The 14630-nt window shown below is 69.0% G+C and carries 13 protein-coding genes; 8 read left to right on the forward strand and 5 right to left on the reverse strand.

Annotated features, from left to right (window positions below):
* Positions 1 to 39 precede the first annotated feature (39 nt).
* The gene (locus tag QBE02_RS02495) at positions 40 to 330 is read left to right on the forward strand and encodes a hypothetical protein (protein WP_143017854.1); all 291 of its coding nucleotides are present in this window, start codon (positions 40 to 42) and stop codon (positions 328 to 330) included.
* Positions 331 to 352: 22 nt separating this feature from the next.
* On the opposite strand, the gene ppgK is transcribed toward QBE02_RS02495, so the two are convergent.
* Positions 353 to 1156, reverse strand: a complete 804-nt coding sequence (gene ppgK / locus QBE02_RS02500) for a polyphosphate--glucose phosphotransferase (RefSeq protein ID WP_279367002.1) — start codon at positions 1154 to 1156, stop codon at positions 353 to 355.
* A 96-nt stretch (positions 1157 to 1252) separates the two neighbouring features.
* On the opposite strand from ppgK, the gene QBE02_RS02505 reads away from it, so the two are divergent.
* From QBE02_RS02505 to QBE02_RS02515, 3 genes are read left to right on the forward strand one after another with little or no spacing between them, the layout of a single operon-like run.
* On the forward strand, positions 1253 to 1456 hold the full coding sequence (locus QBE02_RS02505) for an SPOR domain-containing protein (protein ID WP_279367003.1): 204 nt from the start codon (positions 1253 to 1255) through the stop codon (positions 1454 to 1456).
* A gap of 25 nt (positions 1457 to 1481) precedes the next feature.
* On the forward strand, positions 1482 to 2822 hold the full coding sequence (gene glnA / locus QBE02_RS02510) for a type I glutamate--ammonia ligase (protein ID WP_056232374.1): 1341 nt from the start codon (positions 1482 to 1484) through the stop codon (positions 2820 to 2822).
* A 10-nt stretch (positions 2823 to 2832) separates the two neighbouring features.
* Entirely contained in the window at positions 2833 to 5823 is a 2991-nt protein-coding gene (locus QBE02_RS02515) for a bifunctional [glutamine synthetase] adenylyltransferase/[glutamine synthetase]-adenylyl-L-tyrosine phosphorylase (protein WP_279367004.1), read from the forward strand.
* 49 nt (positions 5824 to 5872) lie between these two features.
* Here QBE02_RS02515 and QBE02_RS02520 read toward each other — a convergent pair whose 3' ends face one another.
* Positions 5873 to 7567 carry a long-chain-fatty-acid--CoA ligase gene (locus QBE02_RS02520; protein WP_279367005.1) on the reverse strand — a complete coding sequence of 565 codons (1695 nt, stop codon included), beginning with the start codon at positions 7565 to 7567 and terminating at the stop codon, positions 5873 to 5875.
* Between the two features lie 88 nt (positions 7568 to 7655).
* On the opposite strand from QBE02_RS02520, the gene QBE02_RS02525 reads away from it, so the two are divergent.
* Together QBE02_RS02525 and QBE02_RS02530 are read left to right on the forward strand one after the other, a co-directional pair.
* Entirely contained in the window at positions 7656 to 8498 is an 843-nt protein-coding gene (locus QBE02_RS02525; protein ID WP_279367006.1) for a GNAT family N-acetyltransferase, read from the forward strand.
* A 39-nt stretch (positions 8499 to 8537) separates the two neighbouring features.
* Entirely contained in the window at positions 8538 to 8849 is a 312-nt protein-coding gene (locus QBE02_RS02530) for a DUF2277 domain-containing protein (protein ID WP_279367007.1), read from the forward strand.
* A 96-nt stretch (positions 8850 to 8945) separates the two neighbouring features.
* On the opposite strand, the gene glnA (QBE02_RS02535) is transcribed toward QBE02_RS02530, so the two are convergent.
* The gene (gene glnA / locus QBE02_RS02535; RefSeq protein WP_056231492.1) at positions 8946 to 10370 is read right to left on the reverse strand and encodes a type I glutamate--ammonia ligase; all 1425 of its coding nucleotides are present in this window, start codon (positions 10368 to 10370) and stop codon (positions 8946 to 8948) included.
* 133 nt (positions 10371 to 10503) lie between these two features.
* Between glnA (QBE02_RS02535) and QBE02_RS02540 the strand changes: the two genes are divergently transcribed.
* Positions 10504 to 10932 (forward strand): RDD family protein, encoded by a 429-nt coding sequence (locus QBE02_RS02540; protein WP_256335554.1) that lies wholly within the window; start codon positions 10504 to 10506, stop codon positions 10930 to 10932.
* A 52-nt stretch (positions 10933 to 10984) separates the two neighbouring features.
* Here QBE02_RS02540 and QBE02_RS02545 read toward each other — a convergent pair whose 3' ends face one another.
* Entirely contained in the window at positions 10985 to 11695 is a 711-nt protein-coding gene (locus QBE02_RS02545) for a DUF4191 domain-containing protein (RefSeq protein ID WP_056231496.1), read from the reverse strand.
* A gap of 118 nt (positions 11696 to 11813) precedes the next feature.
* Between QBE02_RS02545 and QBE02_RS02550 the strand changes: the two genes are divergently transcribed.
* Positions 11814 to 12827 (forward strand): hypothetical protein, encoded by a 1014-nt coding sequence (locus QBE02_RS02550; protein WP_279367008.1) that lies wholly within the window; start codon positions 11814 to 11816, stop codon positions 12825 to 12827.
* 17 nt (positions 12828 to 12844) lie between these two features.
* On the opposite strand, the gene sucB is transcribed toward QBE02_RS02550, so the two are convergent.
* Entirely contained in the window at positions 12845 to 14590 is a 1746-nt protein-coding gene (gene sucB, locus QBE02_RS02555) for a 2-oxoglutarate dehydrogenase, E2 component, dihydrolipoamide succinyltransferase (protein ID WP_279367009.1), read from the reverse strand.
* Positions 14591 to 14630: the final 40 nt, after the last annotated feature.

Raw genomic sequence — 14630 nt, forward strand, 5'->3', positions numbered from 1 at the left:
GTTCTACACTCGACCACGGCCGGGGAAGGGGTCCGGTGCATGGGTTCGACGAGAGTCAGCGACGAGATGGTCGCTCGGGTATTGGCATCCATCGCCCCCTGCACACTGCAGCCCGAGACCTGGGGAGCGCGGCCCATCGAGTGGTACGCGCAGAAACGCCCCGTGTGGGCGTGGGTGACCTGGCCCAACCGGGCCGCCACCCGCGAACCCGCGTGGGCGACGGGTGGCAACGACCGCGTGGTCATGCTCGAAGTGCCGTGCGAGGGCGGCCACTGGGCACCCGTCGTGTGGCGCAACGCGGTCAGCCTGCGTCGGGCAGACGCCGCCTGAAAGGTCTCCGGATGCCGCGCCCTCAGCTCGGCTCGGCCTTCGGTGCCACCGCGGGCAGCGCCTCGGGCACCGGCACCGCGAGCGAGGCGGCGCCGATGATGCCGGCGTTGTTGCGGTGCTTCGCCGGGACGATGGGAGCACGCAGCTTCAGCAGGGGGAGGAAGTTCTCGGAGTGCTTCGACACGCCCCCGCCGACGACGATGAGGTCGGGGCTGAAGAGGAACTCGACGTAGTCGTAGTACCACTGCAGGCGCTTCGCCCACTTCTCCCACGACAGTTCCTCGCGCTCCAGCGCGGAGTATGCGGCGAAGTGCTCGGCGTCCTTCTTGTGGCCGGCGCGCTGCAGGTGACCGAGCTCGCTGTTGGGGACGAGTACACCGTCGTAGATCATGGCCGAGCCGATGCCGGTGCCGAGCGTCGTGAGGATCACGAGGCCGTCGACACCCTTGGCCGCGCCGTAACGCACCTCGGCGATGCCGGCGACGTCGGCGTCGTTGGCGAAGTGAATGTCGCGCGACAGGCCGTGCTCGAAGAACTTCTCGGCCTCGAAACCGATCCAGGACTTCGAGACGTTCGCGGCCGAAAGGGTGCGGCCGCCCTTCACGATCGCGGGGAACGCGACACCCAGGGGAAGATCCGCGGGGGCCTCCAGAGTCTCGAGCACCTGCTTCACCGCCGCGAGGACGTCGGCCGGCTCTGCACCCTCGGGCGTCGCGACCTTCACCCGGTCGCTGATGAGCTCACCGGCATCCAGATCCACGATCCCGGCCTTGATGCCGGTTCCGCCGATGTCCACTCCGACCGCACGAGACGCATTCGTTGCCATACCCCTCAGCCTATCCAGCCGCACGGTCGGGATCAGTAGGATCGGGGGAGCACCGGCGGTTCGCGCCGAGACGCGAGATCCACGTGAGGAGCGATCGTGAGCGACGATGACAAGAAGTACTGGTACAACCTCGAGACCGGCCAGGTCGAGCAGGGGTACGAGTCGCCCGCGGTGGATCGCGCCGGCCCCTTCGACACCGCCGAAGAGGCGGCCAACGCGCCGCAGCTCATGAAGGAGCGCTCGAAGCAGTGGGCCGAAGAAGACGCCCGCGACGACTGGGGCTCCGGCTCCACCCGCTGAACGCCCACCGAAACGAGGGATGACGATGGACAAGCAGCGCGATTTCGTCTTGCGCACGATCGAGGAGCGGGGCGTCAAGTTCGTCCGCCTCTGGTTCACCGACGTGGTCGGCACGCTCAAGTCGGTGGCGATCGCCCCGGCCGAGGTCGAGGGAGCGTTCACCGAGGGGCTGGGCTTCGACGGCTCCGCGATCGAGGGGCTGACGCGGTCGTACGAGTCCGACCTGCTCGCGCACCCCGACCCCACGACCTTCCAGATCCTGCCGTGGCGCGGCGAGATCGACCCGACAGCGCGCATGTTCTGCGACATCACGACGCCCGACGGGCAGCCGGCCGTCGCCGACCCGCGTCACGTGCTCAAGCGCACGCTCGCCAAGGCAGCCGACGCCGGGTTCACGTTCTACACGCACCCCGAGATCGAGTTCTACCTGCTGAAGTCCTCGCAGCTGGGTGCCGACGGTCGCCCGCAGCCGGTCGACTCGGCCGGGTACTTCGACAACGTCCCCGGCGGCACGGCGCACGACTTCCGTCGCCGGTCGGTGCGCATGCTCGAAGACCTCGGCATCTCGGTCGAGTTCAGCCACCACGAGGGCGGACCCGGCCAGAACGAGATCGACCTGCGCTACGCCGATGCTCTGACCACGGCCGACAACATCATGACCTTCCGCACGGTCGTGAAAGAGGTCGCGATCGAGCAGGGCGTGTACGCCACCTTCATGCCGAAGCCGATCAGCGGCCAGCCCGGCAGCGGCATGCACACGCACCTGTCGCTCTTCGAGGGCGACATGAACGCGTTCTACGAAGAGGGCGCGCAGTACCAGCTGTCGAAGGTGGGCCGTCACTTCATCGCGGGCCTGCTGCGTCACGCGAACGAGATCTCGGCCGTGACCAACCAGTTCGTCAACTCGTACAAGCGCCTGTGGGGCGGCGACGAGGCGCCCAGCTTCATCTGCTGGGGCCACAACAACCGCTCCGCTCTCGTGCGCGTGCCGCTGTACAAGCCGAACAAGGGCCAGTCGACGCGGGTCGAGTACCGCGCGCTCGACTCCGCCGCCAACCCCTACCTGTCGTACGCGCTCATGCTCGCGGCGGGCCTCAAGGGCATCGAGCAGGAGTACGAGCTCCCGGCCGAGGCCGAGGACAACGTCTGGTCGCTCAGCGACGCGGAGCGCCGCGCGCTCGGCTACGCACCGCTGCCGGCGAGCCTCGATCACGCCCTCGAATACCTCGAGGAGTCCGAGCTCGTCGCCGAGACGCTCGGCGAGACGGTCTTCAAGTACGTGCTGCTCAACAAGCGGCGCGAGTGGCAGCAGTACCGCGCCCAGGTGACGCCGTTCGAGCTCGCGAGCAACCTCGAAGCGCTCTGACAGTCGTCCCATGACCTCGGGCGATCGTTCCACCGCGCTCACCGCCCTCGCCCGCACCGGCTTCTCACGGCTCGCCGAAGCAGACACTCTGCTCTCCGAGCTCGAGGAGTCGGTGGGGGTGGAGCGGGCGGATGCCATGCAGCTCGCGCAGCGCGTGGCCGACCCCGACCGTGCCCTGCTGTCGATCCTGCAGGTCGCCCGCCGTGATCGCGAAGCGGTTCGCGCGGCGGCGGCGGACGCGGGAGCGTGGCGCGCCCTGTGGGACATCGTGGGCGCCTCCGACGGCTTCGCGGAGTTCTACCTGCGCCACCCCGAGGAGCTCGCGCATCTCTCGGGTGCGGGCCTGACCCTGCCGGACGAGCCCTTCATGCGCGCCGAGCTCCTGGCATCCGTCGGCGATGTCGAGGGCTTCGCGTCGGATGCCTCGGATGCCGCGTGGGTGGCGTTGCGCGTGCTCTATCGGCGACTGCTGGCCCGCATCGCGGCCTACGACCTCGGGCAGGACGACCCCGCGGGCGCGATTCCCGCCGTGGCCTCGTCGCTGGCCGACCTGGCGGGAGCGGCCCTCGAGGCGGCTCTCAGCGTGGCGAGGGCGCGGGTCAGCGGGCCCGGGCCGGGATCGTTCCCTCGTGAACAGGTGGAGGCGACCCGGTTCGCGATCATCGCGATGGGCAAGACGGGCGCGCGTGAGCTGAACTACGTCAGCGACGTCGACGTGATCTTCGTGGGTGGATCGGCCGATGAGGACGCCGTCACCGAGGCGCGCGCGATCGACATCGGCACGCGGCTCGCCGTGCAGACGATGCGCGGCATCTCGGGTCCCGAGATCGAGCCGCCCTTGTGGGAGGTCGACCCGAACCTGCGCCCCGAGGGCAAGCAGGGTGCGCTCGTGCGCAGCCTCGCCTCGCACGAGCAGTACTACGCGCGGTGGGCGAAGAGCTGGGAGTTCCAAGCCCTGCTGAAGGCCCGGGCGATCGCCGGGGACCAGACGTTGGGGGCCGAGTACGTCGCTGCCGTCCAGCCCCTGGTCTGGCACAGCGCCGCTCGAGAGAACTTCGTCGAGGGCGTCCAGCGCATGCGCGAACGCGTCACCGATCACATCCCGTCCGCGGAGGTCAATCGACAGCTCAAGCTCGGGCCCGGCGGCATCCGAGATGTCGAGTTCACCGTGCAGCTCCTGCAGCTGGTCCACGGTCTGACCGATGAACGGATCCGCCAGCGCGGCACGCTCGAGGCGCTCGACGCGCTGGTGGCCGAGGGGTACATCGGGCGGTCCGAGGCCGAGGCGTTCGGTCGCGACTATCGCCTGCTGCGTCTGCTCGAGCACCGCCTCCAGCTCCGCGGGCTCCGCCGCACGGCGCTGCTGCCCGAGAAGGACGACGACCTACGGGTCCTCGCGCGAGCGTCGCGACTGGCCGACTCGGCATCCGGGGTTCAGGCGGTGTGGGAGGGCATCAAGCGCGAGGTGCGCGACATCCACGTGCGCCTGTTCTACCGACCCCTGCTGTCGGCTGTTGCCGCCCTTCCCGAGGGGGAGCGCACTCTGTCGACCGAGCAGGCGCGCGATCGCCTCGCCGCGATCGGCTTCCGCGACCCGGCCGGAGCGCTGCGCCACATCGCGGCGCTGACCAGCGGGCTCAGCCGCAAGGCCACCATCCAGCGGCACCTCATGCCGATCATGATCCGCTGGTTCGCCGACGGAGTCGACCCCGACTACGGTCTGCTCGTCTTCCGCCGCATCAGCGAGCGGCTCGGCAACACCCCCTGGTTCCTGCGGATGCTGCGCGATTCGGCCGGGGCCGCCGAGAGCCTCACGCGGGTGCTCTCGGGGTCGCGGTACATCGGCGAGCTCATGGAATGGATCCCCGAGTCGGTGGCCTGGCTCGACGACGACGCGCTGCTGCGCCCCCGTTCGGGAAAGGCGCTTGAAGAAGAGGCGCTGGCCATCCAGACCCGCTGGCAGAACATCGACGACGCGATGCGTTCGGTGCGCGCGCTGCGCCGGCGCGAGATGCTGCGTGTCGCGATGGCCGCAGTCCTCGGAACGGTCTCGCTCGAGGAGCTCTCCGACGCCCTCACCACCATCACCGAGGTCACCATCCAGGCCACCCTGCGCGCCGTCCGCCGCGTCGTCGTCCCGCCCGAGGACGACGATCTCGACTTCGCGGTCATCGCGATGGGACGCTTCGGCGGACGCGAGATCGGTTTCGGATCGGATGCCGACGTGATGTACGTCTATCGCGCGAACGGAATCGACCCGCAGCGGGCCAGTCAGCTCGCGCTGAAGCTCGTCGCCGGCCTGCGCGAGCAGTCGGAGGACCACCGTCTGCCGCTCGACCTCGATGCGGAGCTCCGACCCGAGGGGCGAAGCGGTCCTCTCGCCCGCTCCCTCGACGCCTACGCCGAGTACTACCGGCGCTGGTCGCTGTCGTGGGAGGCGCAGGCGCTCCTGCGCGCCCGTGGCGTGGCCGGCAGTGTCAAGCTCATCGGGGCGTTCCTCGAGCTCGCCGACGAGGTGCGGTATCCGGTGTCGGCCGATCAGAACGGGCTCCGCGAGATCCGGCGCATCAAGGCGCGCGTCGAGAACGAGCGTCTGCCGCAGGGCGCCGACCCCGCTCGCCACCTCAAGCTCGGCCCCGGTTCGATCAGCGACGTGGAGTGGCTCGTGCAGTTGCTGCAGCTGCAGCACGCGCGCGCGATCCCCGCGATGCGGACGACGTCGACGCTCGAGGCGTTGGATGCCGCTGTCGACGCGGGTGTCATCGAGGCCGACGCGGCCGAGAAGCTCGCCGCGGCCTGGCACCTCGCGAGCCGTCTTCGTTCGGCGAACACGCTGTTGTCGGGCCAGACGAGCAATGTGCTTCCCGTGGACCGCGCGAAGCTCGACGGTATCGGCCGCATCCTCGAATACGCTCCGCGTTCGGCCACGCAGGTCGAAGAGGACTACCTGGGCACCACGCGCCGCGCGCGCCGGGTCTTCGACAAGCTGTTCTACGGCTGACCGTGAGCGGAAGGGATGCCGCCCGCTCGCGGCATCCCTTCTGCACAGCTCACGACATGAGACGTTCGCGCACCTCGCGTCGCTGGACCTTGCCGATGAGGGAGCGGGGCAGGTCGTCGACCACGACGACACGGCGCGGCACTTTGTAGGCCGCGAGGCGCGCCTTGCAGAAGTCGCGAATCGCGTCGGGTTCGACGTGGACGCCGTCGCGCAGCACGATCGCCGCCGCGACGTCTTCTCCGCCGCTCGACTTGGGGAGGGCGACGACGGCCGCTCCGGCGATGTCGGGGTGCGAGGTCAGGACGTCTTCGACCTCGCTGGGCGACACGTTGAACCCGCCCGTGATGATGATCTCTTTGAGACGGTCGACGATGGTGACGAAGCCGTCCGGTGAGACCGAGGCGATATCGCCGGTGCGCAGCCATCCGCCGTCGAGCAGTGTCGCCGCGGTGTCGGAGGGGCGGTTCCAGTACCCCTGGAAGACCTGGGGGCCGCGCAGGAGGAGCTCACCGGTCTCGCCGAGGGGCCGGTCGACGGTCGGGTCCTCGGGGTCGACGACGCGGATGTCGGTGCTCGGAAAGGGCACGCCCACCGTTCCGGGGCGGCGGGACGGGCCGATGGGGTTGCCGAGGGCGACCGGCGATGACTCGGTCATTCCGTATCCCTCGACGAGAAGACCCCCGGTGGCGGCCTCCCACCGATCGACGGTGGCGACGGGCAGGCTCATCGCCCCCGAGATCGCGAACCGCACGGTGCTCAGGTCGAGCGTGCCCCGAGCCGCGGCGCGCGCGAGCTGGTCGTAGATGGGGGGAACGGCGGGAAGGAAGGTGGGCGGGCTCTTCTTCGCTGCCGCCGCGACCAGCTCGAGGTCGTACTTCGGGAAGAGCACGAGCTTCGCCCCGATGCTCACGGCGAATGTCAGGCAGAGCGTGAGCCCGTAGGCGTGGAACAGGGGGAGGACCCCGTAGAACGTCTCTGCACCGTCGCGAAGGCCCGGTACCCACGCGCGGCCTTGCATCGCGTTGGCCCGCAGGTTCGAGTGGGTGAGGACGGCGCCCTTGGGGCTGCCCGTGGTGCCGCTCGTGTACTGCAGCAGTGCGATGTCGTCGAGAACCGGGCCGGGGTGCTTTCGAGGCAACGTGCCGTGCGTGAGGAGCTTCTCCCACGCCTGCGGACGCTTGGACCGCGGCGCGCCGGTGAGCTGCTCGCGCGCGGCCTTGGCTTTCGCCACCGGGAGGCGCAGCGCGAGGCGCTTCGCGAAGGGGAGGGCGGTGGTGATGTCGACGCTGACGATCTTCTCGAGCGCCAGATCGGTCGGGAACTCGGCGACGGTGTCGGCCAGCTTGTCCCACACGATCGCGAACCGCGCGCCGTGGTCCTCGAACTGATGACGCAGTTCGCGGGGCGTGTACAGCGGGTTGTGCTCGATGACGATCGCGCCGAGGCGCAGCGCGGCATAGAACGCGACGACATGCTGCGGCGAGTTCGGCAGGACGAGGGCGACGCGGTCGCCGGCCCGAACCCCCAGTCGACGTAGTCCCTCTGCCGCGCGGGAGACCTGATCGCCGAGCTCGCGATAGGTGGTCGGCGCACCGAAGAACTCGAGGGCGGTCTTCTTGCCGTACCGCGCGACCGAGGCCGCGAGCATCTCGGGCAGTGTCTGCGAGGGCTCGTCGATCTCGAGGGGCACCCCCTCGGCGTAGGAGGTGGACCACGGACGCGACGCGTATGGGGACTCGGCCATGCTCCCATCCTCCCGTGCCCCTCCGACATCGCGGCGGAGGTTCACCTGAAGGGATGCCGGGAAGCCGGCGACCTGCTTCGATGGGCTCGTGCACTTCCGCTCTTTGACCGACGACGACCTGGCCGCTTCTCCTCCGTGGTGGGGCGACCGCTCCCTCGCCCGCGATGGCTGGCGCAGTGACGAGACGCGGTCGGCGGTGGCGGTCGATGGCGGCAGGATCGTCGCCGCCGGTGCGATCTGGCTCTCTCGCGTGCACGACGACCGGTTCTGGCTCGAGGTCGTCGTCGACCCCGAGCGGCGCCGACGCGGCATCGGGACGGCCCTGGCACGGCACCTTGCGACGTTGCGTTCGCGCGATCTCCCCCTGATGGCGCGCGGTTACGTCGACGACGAGTCCCTGCGGTTCGCCGAGGCGTTGGGTGCCCGCACCATTCAGACCGTCCCGCCCGTGCGCGCGAGCCTCGAGACTCGAACGCACCTGCGCTTCCACGCCGCGGTCCAGCCCCTGGCAGGCGGCGACCGATCACGCGTCGAGGCCGCATTCACGGAGCTGTACCGCTGGACGCACGAGAACTGGAGCCCGGTGCGACAGGGCTTCGAGGTCGCCTTGGTCGAGGGCCTATGGGACGACCTCGACGTCGAGGCCTCAGCTCTCGCCGTCGATGACTCCGGCCGCATCCTGGCGCTGGCTCTCACCTACCTCGACACTGATCCGCCGCTCATCGTGTCCGAGACCATTTCGCGCGATGAGCCGGGGGGAGAGCATCTGGTCGAGGGGTGCATCCGTCGTGCGATGGCGATCCTCGCGCGCCGCGGCCTCACGGTCGTCGATTTCGACGGTCACGTCAGCGATCCGCACTTTCTCCCCGCGCTTTCGCGCCTCCGCCCGACCGGCCGCTGGTTCCGTCTCGTCGAGATCCCGGCGCCATGACCCTCGCAACCGGCGGCCGATCCGCCTCACCTGGCCCGCATGTGCCGCAATATCGTTCCCCTGCACAACTTCACGCCTCCGGCGACGGATGCCGAGTGCCACGACGCGGCGCTCCAGTTCGTCCGCAGGATCGTCGGGACGACGACGTCATCGCGGGCCAACCAGGACGTCCTCGACCGCGCCGTGGACGAGATCGCGGCATCCGTCCGGAATCTGCTCGACGACCTGGTGACAAAAGCCCCGCCGAAGATGCGCGAGGTCGAGGCGGCGAAGCGGCAGGCCCGCTCGGCCGAGTGCTGCGAAGCCATCCGCGTCTTCCAGGAGCAGAAGCGAGCCTCACCCGCCGGGTGACCCGTGGTAACTCCCACTCCGCCGGTCTGCACGGAAACGTCGACGCCCGCCCCCGCGAAACGGCGGGGACGGGCGTCGACGTGGATGATCGGGCGATCAGACCCCGAAGTACAGCTCGTACTCGAAGGGGTGCGGGCGCTGGGCGATCGGCTGGATCTCGTTCTCGATCTTGTACTCGATCCAGGTGTCGATGAGCTCCTGAGTGAACACGCCACCGGCGAGCAGGAACTCGTGGTCGGCGCGCAGAGCCTCGAGCGAGTCGAGCAGCGAGTTCGGAACCTGCGGGATGTTCTTGGCCTCTTCGGCGGGGAGCTCGTAGAGGTCCTTGTCGACGGGCTCGTGCGGCTCGATGCGGTTCTTGATGCCGTCGATACCGGCCATGAGCTGAGCCGCGAACGCGAGGTACGGGTTGCCCGAGGCGTCGGGAGCGCGGAACTCGATGCGCTTGGCCTTGGGGTTGGTGCCCGTGATCGGGATGCGGATGGCCGCGGAGCGGTTACCGGCCGAGTACACCAGGTTGACCGGGGCCTCGAAGCCCTTCACCAGGCGGTGGTAGCTGTTGAGGGTCGGGTTGGTAAACGCGAGGACCGCGGGGGCGTGCGCCAGCAGACCGCCGATGTACCAGCGGGCGACGTCGGAGAGTCCGCCGTAGCCGGTCTCGTCGTAGAACAGCGGCTTGCCGTCGTTCCACAGCGACTGGTGCGTGTGCATGCCGGAGCCGTTGTCACCGAAGAGCGGCTTGGGCATGAAGGTCGCGACCTTGCCCCACTGCTCGCAGGTGTTCTTGACGATGTATTTGAACTTCAGGATGTCGTCGGCCGCGTGCAGCATCGTGTCGAAGCGGTAGTTGATCTCCTGCTGACCACCGGTGCCGACCTCGTGGTGCGAACGCTCGAGCGCGAAGCCCGCCTCGATCAGCTTGAGGGTGATGTCGTCGCGCAGGTCCGCCGTCTTGTCGACCGGCGAGACGGGGAAGTATCCGCCCTTGTAGGGGGTCTTGTTGGCGAGGTTTCCGCCCTCTTCTTCGCGTCCGGTGTTCCAGGCGCCCTCTTCGGAGTCCACCGAGTAGAAGCTCGAGTTCTGCTTCACCTCGTAGCGGACGTCATCGAAGATGTAGAACTCGGCCTCGGGGGCGAAGAACGCGGTGTCGGCGATGCCGGTGGAGGCGAGGTACTTCTCGGCCTTCTTGGCGACCTGACGCGGGTCCTTGCCGTAGATCTCACCGTTACGCGGGTTGTAGATGTCGAAGATCATCACGAGGGTCTTGGCCTCGCGGAACTGATCGACGTACGCGGTGGTCACGTCGGGGATCAGCTGCATGTCCGACTCGTGAATGTTCGCGAACCCGCGGATCGACGAGCCATCGAACAGCTGTCCGACGGTGAAGAACTCCTCGTCGACGGTCGAGGCGGGGATGTTGAAGTGCTGCTGCACACCAGGAAGATCCGTGAAACGGATGTCGAGGAACTTGACGTCCTCGTCCTGGATGAACTTGAGCACCTCGGACGAATCTTTGAACATGAAGACTCCAGAGGTAGAACATTCGGGATCATGCCGGCCTCGGCCAGCCTCCTCGACCCTACCCAGAACCGGTGTCCCGGTCATATCTCGCATGTTTCGGGGATGTTACGCGGCGCCGATTACGCTGGATGCCGTGAGCGTCCCCGCCGAGAACGAGTATCCGGGCCAGCGGCTCGGCCTTCCCCGCGAGGGTCGCGGCTCCATCGCCCGCCCAGGACGCCGCATCGCGGCCCTGCTCATCGACGTCGCGAGCGCCGGCCTCATCGGCTACGCGTTCTTCTCCGCACCCGACCCGGTGACGGGCGTGCCGTTCGCAAATCCGATCGCGACGAACCTGATCTTCTTCGCCGTCCAGATCCTCTTCATCCCCCTCCTCGGCGGCAGCCCGGGACACCGGATCCTGGGGATGCGCCTGGAGCTGGCATCCGGGGGCTGGGTGGGCCTCTGGCGCCCGATCGTGAGAACCGTCCTCCTCGCCCTCATCATCCCCGCGGTCGTGTGGGACGCCGACCAGCGCGGCCTGCACGACAAAGTCGTCGGAACGGTCCTCGTGCGTTCCTGAATACCGGCTTATGAGAAAGGCCCCCGCCGGAGCGGGGGCCTTTCTCATAAGGTCAGCGGGGACGCGGGGAGCGCATCTTCGTCGGGTCGACGCCCTTCGGGATCGGCAGCGACGACAGGCCCTGCGACACCGAGGACACGCGCTTGATGACGGCGGCCATCGTCGAGCGGTCGACCTTCTTCGGGAGCGCCTTGATCGTCGAGGCGAGCTTGGCGATCGGCACCTCGTCGTCGCCGTGTCCGACGTAGAGGACGGTGACGGGCACGCCGGCGGCGACCCGCGTCACACGGGAGCGCTCCTCGCCGACGAGACGCGTCAGACGGCTGCGGTTACCCTCGCCGATGAGGACGACACCGCCGCGGCCGATGGCCCGGTAGACGGCCTCCTGCGTGCGGGGGTTGACGCCGATCGGAGCCTCGGAGGCCTGCCAGTTGCGCCCGAGCGACGACGACAGCACGTGGCCGGTGGCGCCGGGCATACCGTCGATCTTCTTGTACATCGCGGTCGTCGACAGACGCGTCATCGTGATCATCGACGCCAGGATGCCGGCCAGCAGGCCCGTGACACCCCAGAGGATGATGCTCCAGGCCGCCAGCGGCGGGATCAGGAAACCGATGAGCACACCGAGGGCGATGCCCACCAGCACGATTCCGGCCAGCAGGAACGGCAACCACCGGTACTCCTTCTGGGTGAAGGTGTACAGGGTTTTGATCTGCGAGAAGAAGCCCGGACGCTTCTCGGGCGTGGTGGTGCGAGCGGCCATGAGAATGATTCTATCTTCGCCGCGAGTCCTTCCTCCCCAGGCGGCGGATCCCTCGTTCGCTCCCCACTTCAGGGGCGACGCGCCCTCACGGGGCGGGGGGTTCGGCCACCATCGCGGAATGAGCAGCTCCACGGCATCCGTTCTCGCCGAACCCCTCGACGCGTACCTGAGACGTCGAGCGCGCAGCACCCTCCCCCTGACGCCGGGGGAGGCCGTCACGGCAGCCGTCGGCCTCCTTCGCGGATGCCGCGCATCCACCACCGCGGCGGACGGGAAGACCTGGTGGCTCACCGCGACCGGGTGCCCCGTGGCGATCGACGACCCGGACGGACCCGACGCGATCGCAGCGACCGCCGAGACGCTCGCGCACCTCGCGGACATCGCCGACGACACGCCCACGCGCGAGATCGTCGGTCGCGCACGAGAGAGCGTGTTGACGCGTCCCCCACGCGATTGGGAGGCGGTCGAGAGGCGTCTGTTCGCGCACGCGACGCCCGTTCCGCTCGTGCTCGGCCCGTTGTTCCCGGCAGCGGAACCCGTCGCGGATCCGCCGACGCGCGAGCAGGACGGCCCGGCGATCCGGGTGCTCGACCTCGTCGATGCCGACCTCGCCGACGCGACCCGACAAGCGCTCGAGCGTGTCCGCGGACACTGGCGTCGGTCTCGCGTCTTCCGCATGTTCACGTTGAGCGCGAGCATCGGGGTGATCGCCGTGCTCGCCTTCTGCCTGGTCCCCGAAGACCGCGCAACGCCGCAGCCTTCCACCGACCAGACCGTCGTCGATCCCGTCCCGACCTCGACGACGCCGTGGCTGTCGGGCCCGCTGCCGGTGGACGAGCACCGTCCGCTGTCCGACGACGTGGAACAGATCGCCCGCACACTGTTCTCGGAGCTGCAGGGATGCCGAGGCGACGCGGCCTGCGTGTCCAGGTACGAAGAGAACTCCGCCTTCCCGCGGGAGCCTGTGGCGGCTGGGGCGGCGGCAGGAAAGATCGCCGTCGTCGACGACTTCGGGGGAGTGACCGTCGTGCGGGTCGATGCGGCACAAGCGACGCAGTACGTCACCCTCGTGCGCCAGAACGAGCGATGGCTGGTCCGCGCCGTCAGAACGGTCGCGGACCAGCCATCATGAGCCGGTGCTCGGTGCGATCAGATTCCGAGGTCACCCTCGAACTGCGCCGCCTCGAGGCGAGCCTTGACCGTGCCGAGGAAGCGAGCGGCGTCGGCTCCATCGATGATGCGGTGGTCGTACGACAGCGCGAGGTAGACGTACGAGCGGACCGAGATCGCGTCCTTGCCGTCGACCGAGACCACACCGGGCTTCTTCACCACGGCACCGAGGCCGAGGATCGCCGACTGCGGCAGGAACACGATGGGCGTGTCGAAGAGCGCGCCGCGCGAACCGGTGTTGGTCAGCGTGAACGTGCCGCCGGCGAGCTCGTCGGGCTTCAGCTGGTTGTCGCGCGTGCGGGCGGCGAGATCGGCGATCTCGCGCGCCAGCTGCGCGATGTTCTTGTCGCCGGCGTCCTTGACGACCGGGGTGAGCAGGCCGCGCTCGGTGTCGACGGCGATCGACACGTTCTCGTGAGCGGGGTAGACGATCTCGTCACCCTCGACCGTGGAGTTGATGATCGGGTACGCCTTGAGACCCTCGATGGCCGCGATGGCGAAGAACGGCAGGAACGAGAGCTTGTCGCCCGTCTTCTGCTGGAACTCGCCCTTCATGCGGTCACGCAGGGCCGCGAGCCTGGTCACGTCGACCTCGACCACCGTCGTCAGCTGAGCCGTGGCCTGCATCGACGCGACGGCGCGCTCGGCAATGACCTTGCGCAGGCGCGACATCTTCTGCGTGGTACCGCGCAGGGGCGAGACCTCGACCGGCGCGGGGGCGGCCGCCGGGGCCGACGCGGCAGCGGGAGCCGCAGCGGCGGGAGCGGACTTGGCTGCCTCGGCGGCCTTGAGCACGTCTTCCTTGCGGATGCGTCCACCGACGCCGCTGCCCTTGACCGAAGCCAGGTCGACGCCCTGCTGCTGCGCCAGGCGGCGCACGAGCGGGGTGACGTAGGTTACGTCGTCGTTGGACGAGGCGGCCGGAGCCGCGGCGGGAGCAGGCTGTTCGGCCGACTTCTGCTCCGCGGCGGGAGCAGGCTGTTCGGCCGACTTCTGCTCGGCGGCGGGAGCGGGCTGCTCGGCGGGCTTCTCCTCCGCCGCGGGGGCGGGCTGCTCGGCCGGCTTCTCTTCGGCGGCCGGGGCGGCACCACTGCCGATGCGCGCGAGGGCGGCACCGACGTTGACCGTCTCGTCTTCCTGAACCAGGATCTCCTGCAGCGTGCCGGCGACCGGCGAAGGAATCTCGGTGTCGACCTTGTCGGTCGAGATCTCGAGCAGCGGCTCGTCGACCGCGACGTCGTCGCCGACGGCCTTCAGCCAGCGGGTGACGGTGCCCTCGGTGACACTCTCGCCGAGCTCGGGGAGCTTCACCTCGGTGGAGTCGCCACTCGCGGCGGGCGCGGACTCGGCAGCGGGCTGCTCGGCGGCGGGCTGCTCGGCGGCGGGCTGCTCGGGAGCAGCCTCGGCGGGGGCCGCCTCTTCGGCCGGAGCGGACTGCTCCTCGGCCGGGGCGGCCTGCGGGGCGTCGTCGGACGAGGCGGGGCCGGAGCCGTCACCGATCTTCGCGAGGACCGCTCCGACCTCGACGGTCTCGTCTTCCTGGACCAGAATCTCCTCGATCACGCCCGAGACGGGCGAGGGGATCTCGGTGTCGACCTTGTCGGTCGAGATCTCCAGCAGACCCTCGTCCTCCTGGACGGTGTCACCGACCTGCTTGAGCCAGCGGGTGACCGTTCCCTCGGTGACGCTCTCGCCGAGAGCGGGGAGGACGACGGAAGTGCTCATGGATATGTCTCCTTCGTACCGGATGCGGTATCTAGCTTAG

The sequence above is a fragment of the Microbacterium testaceum genome, from assembly GCF_029761935.1.
Taxonomy (GTDB): Bacteria; Actinomycetota; Actinomycetes; order Actinomycetales; family Microbacteriaceae; genus Microbacterium; species Microbacterium testaceum_A.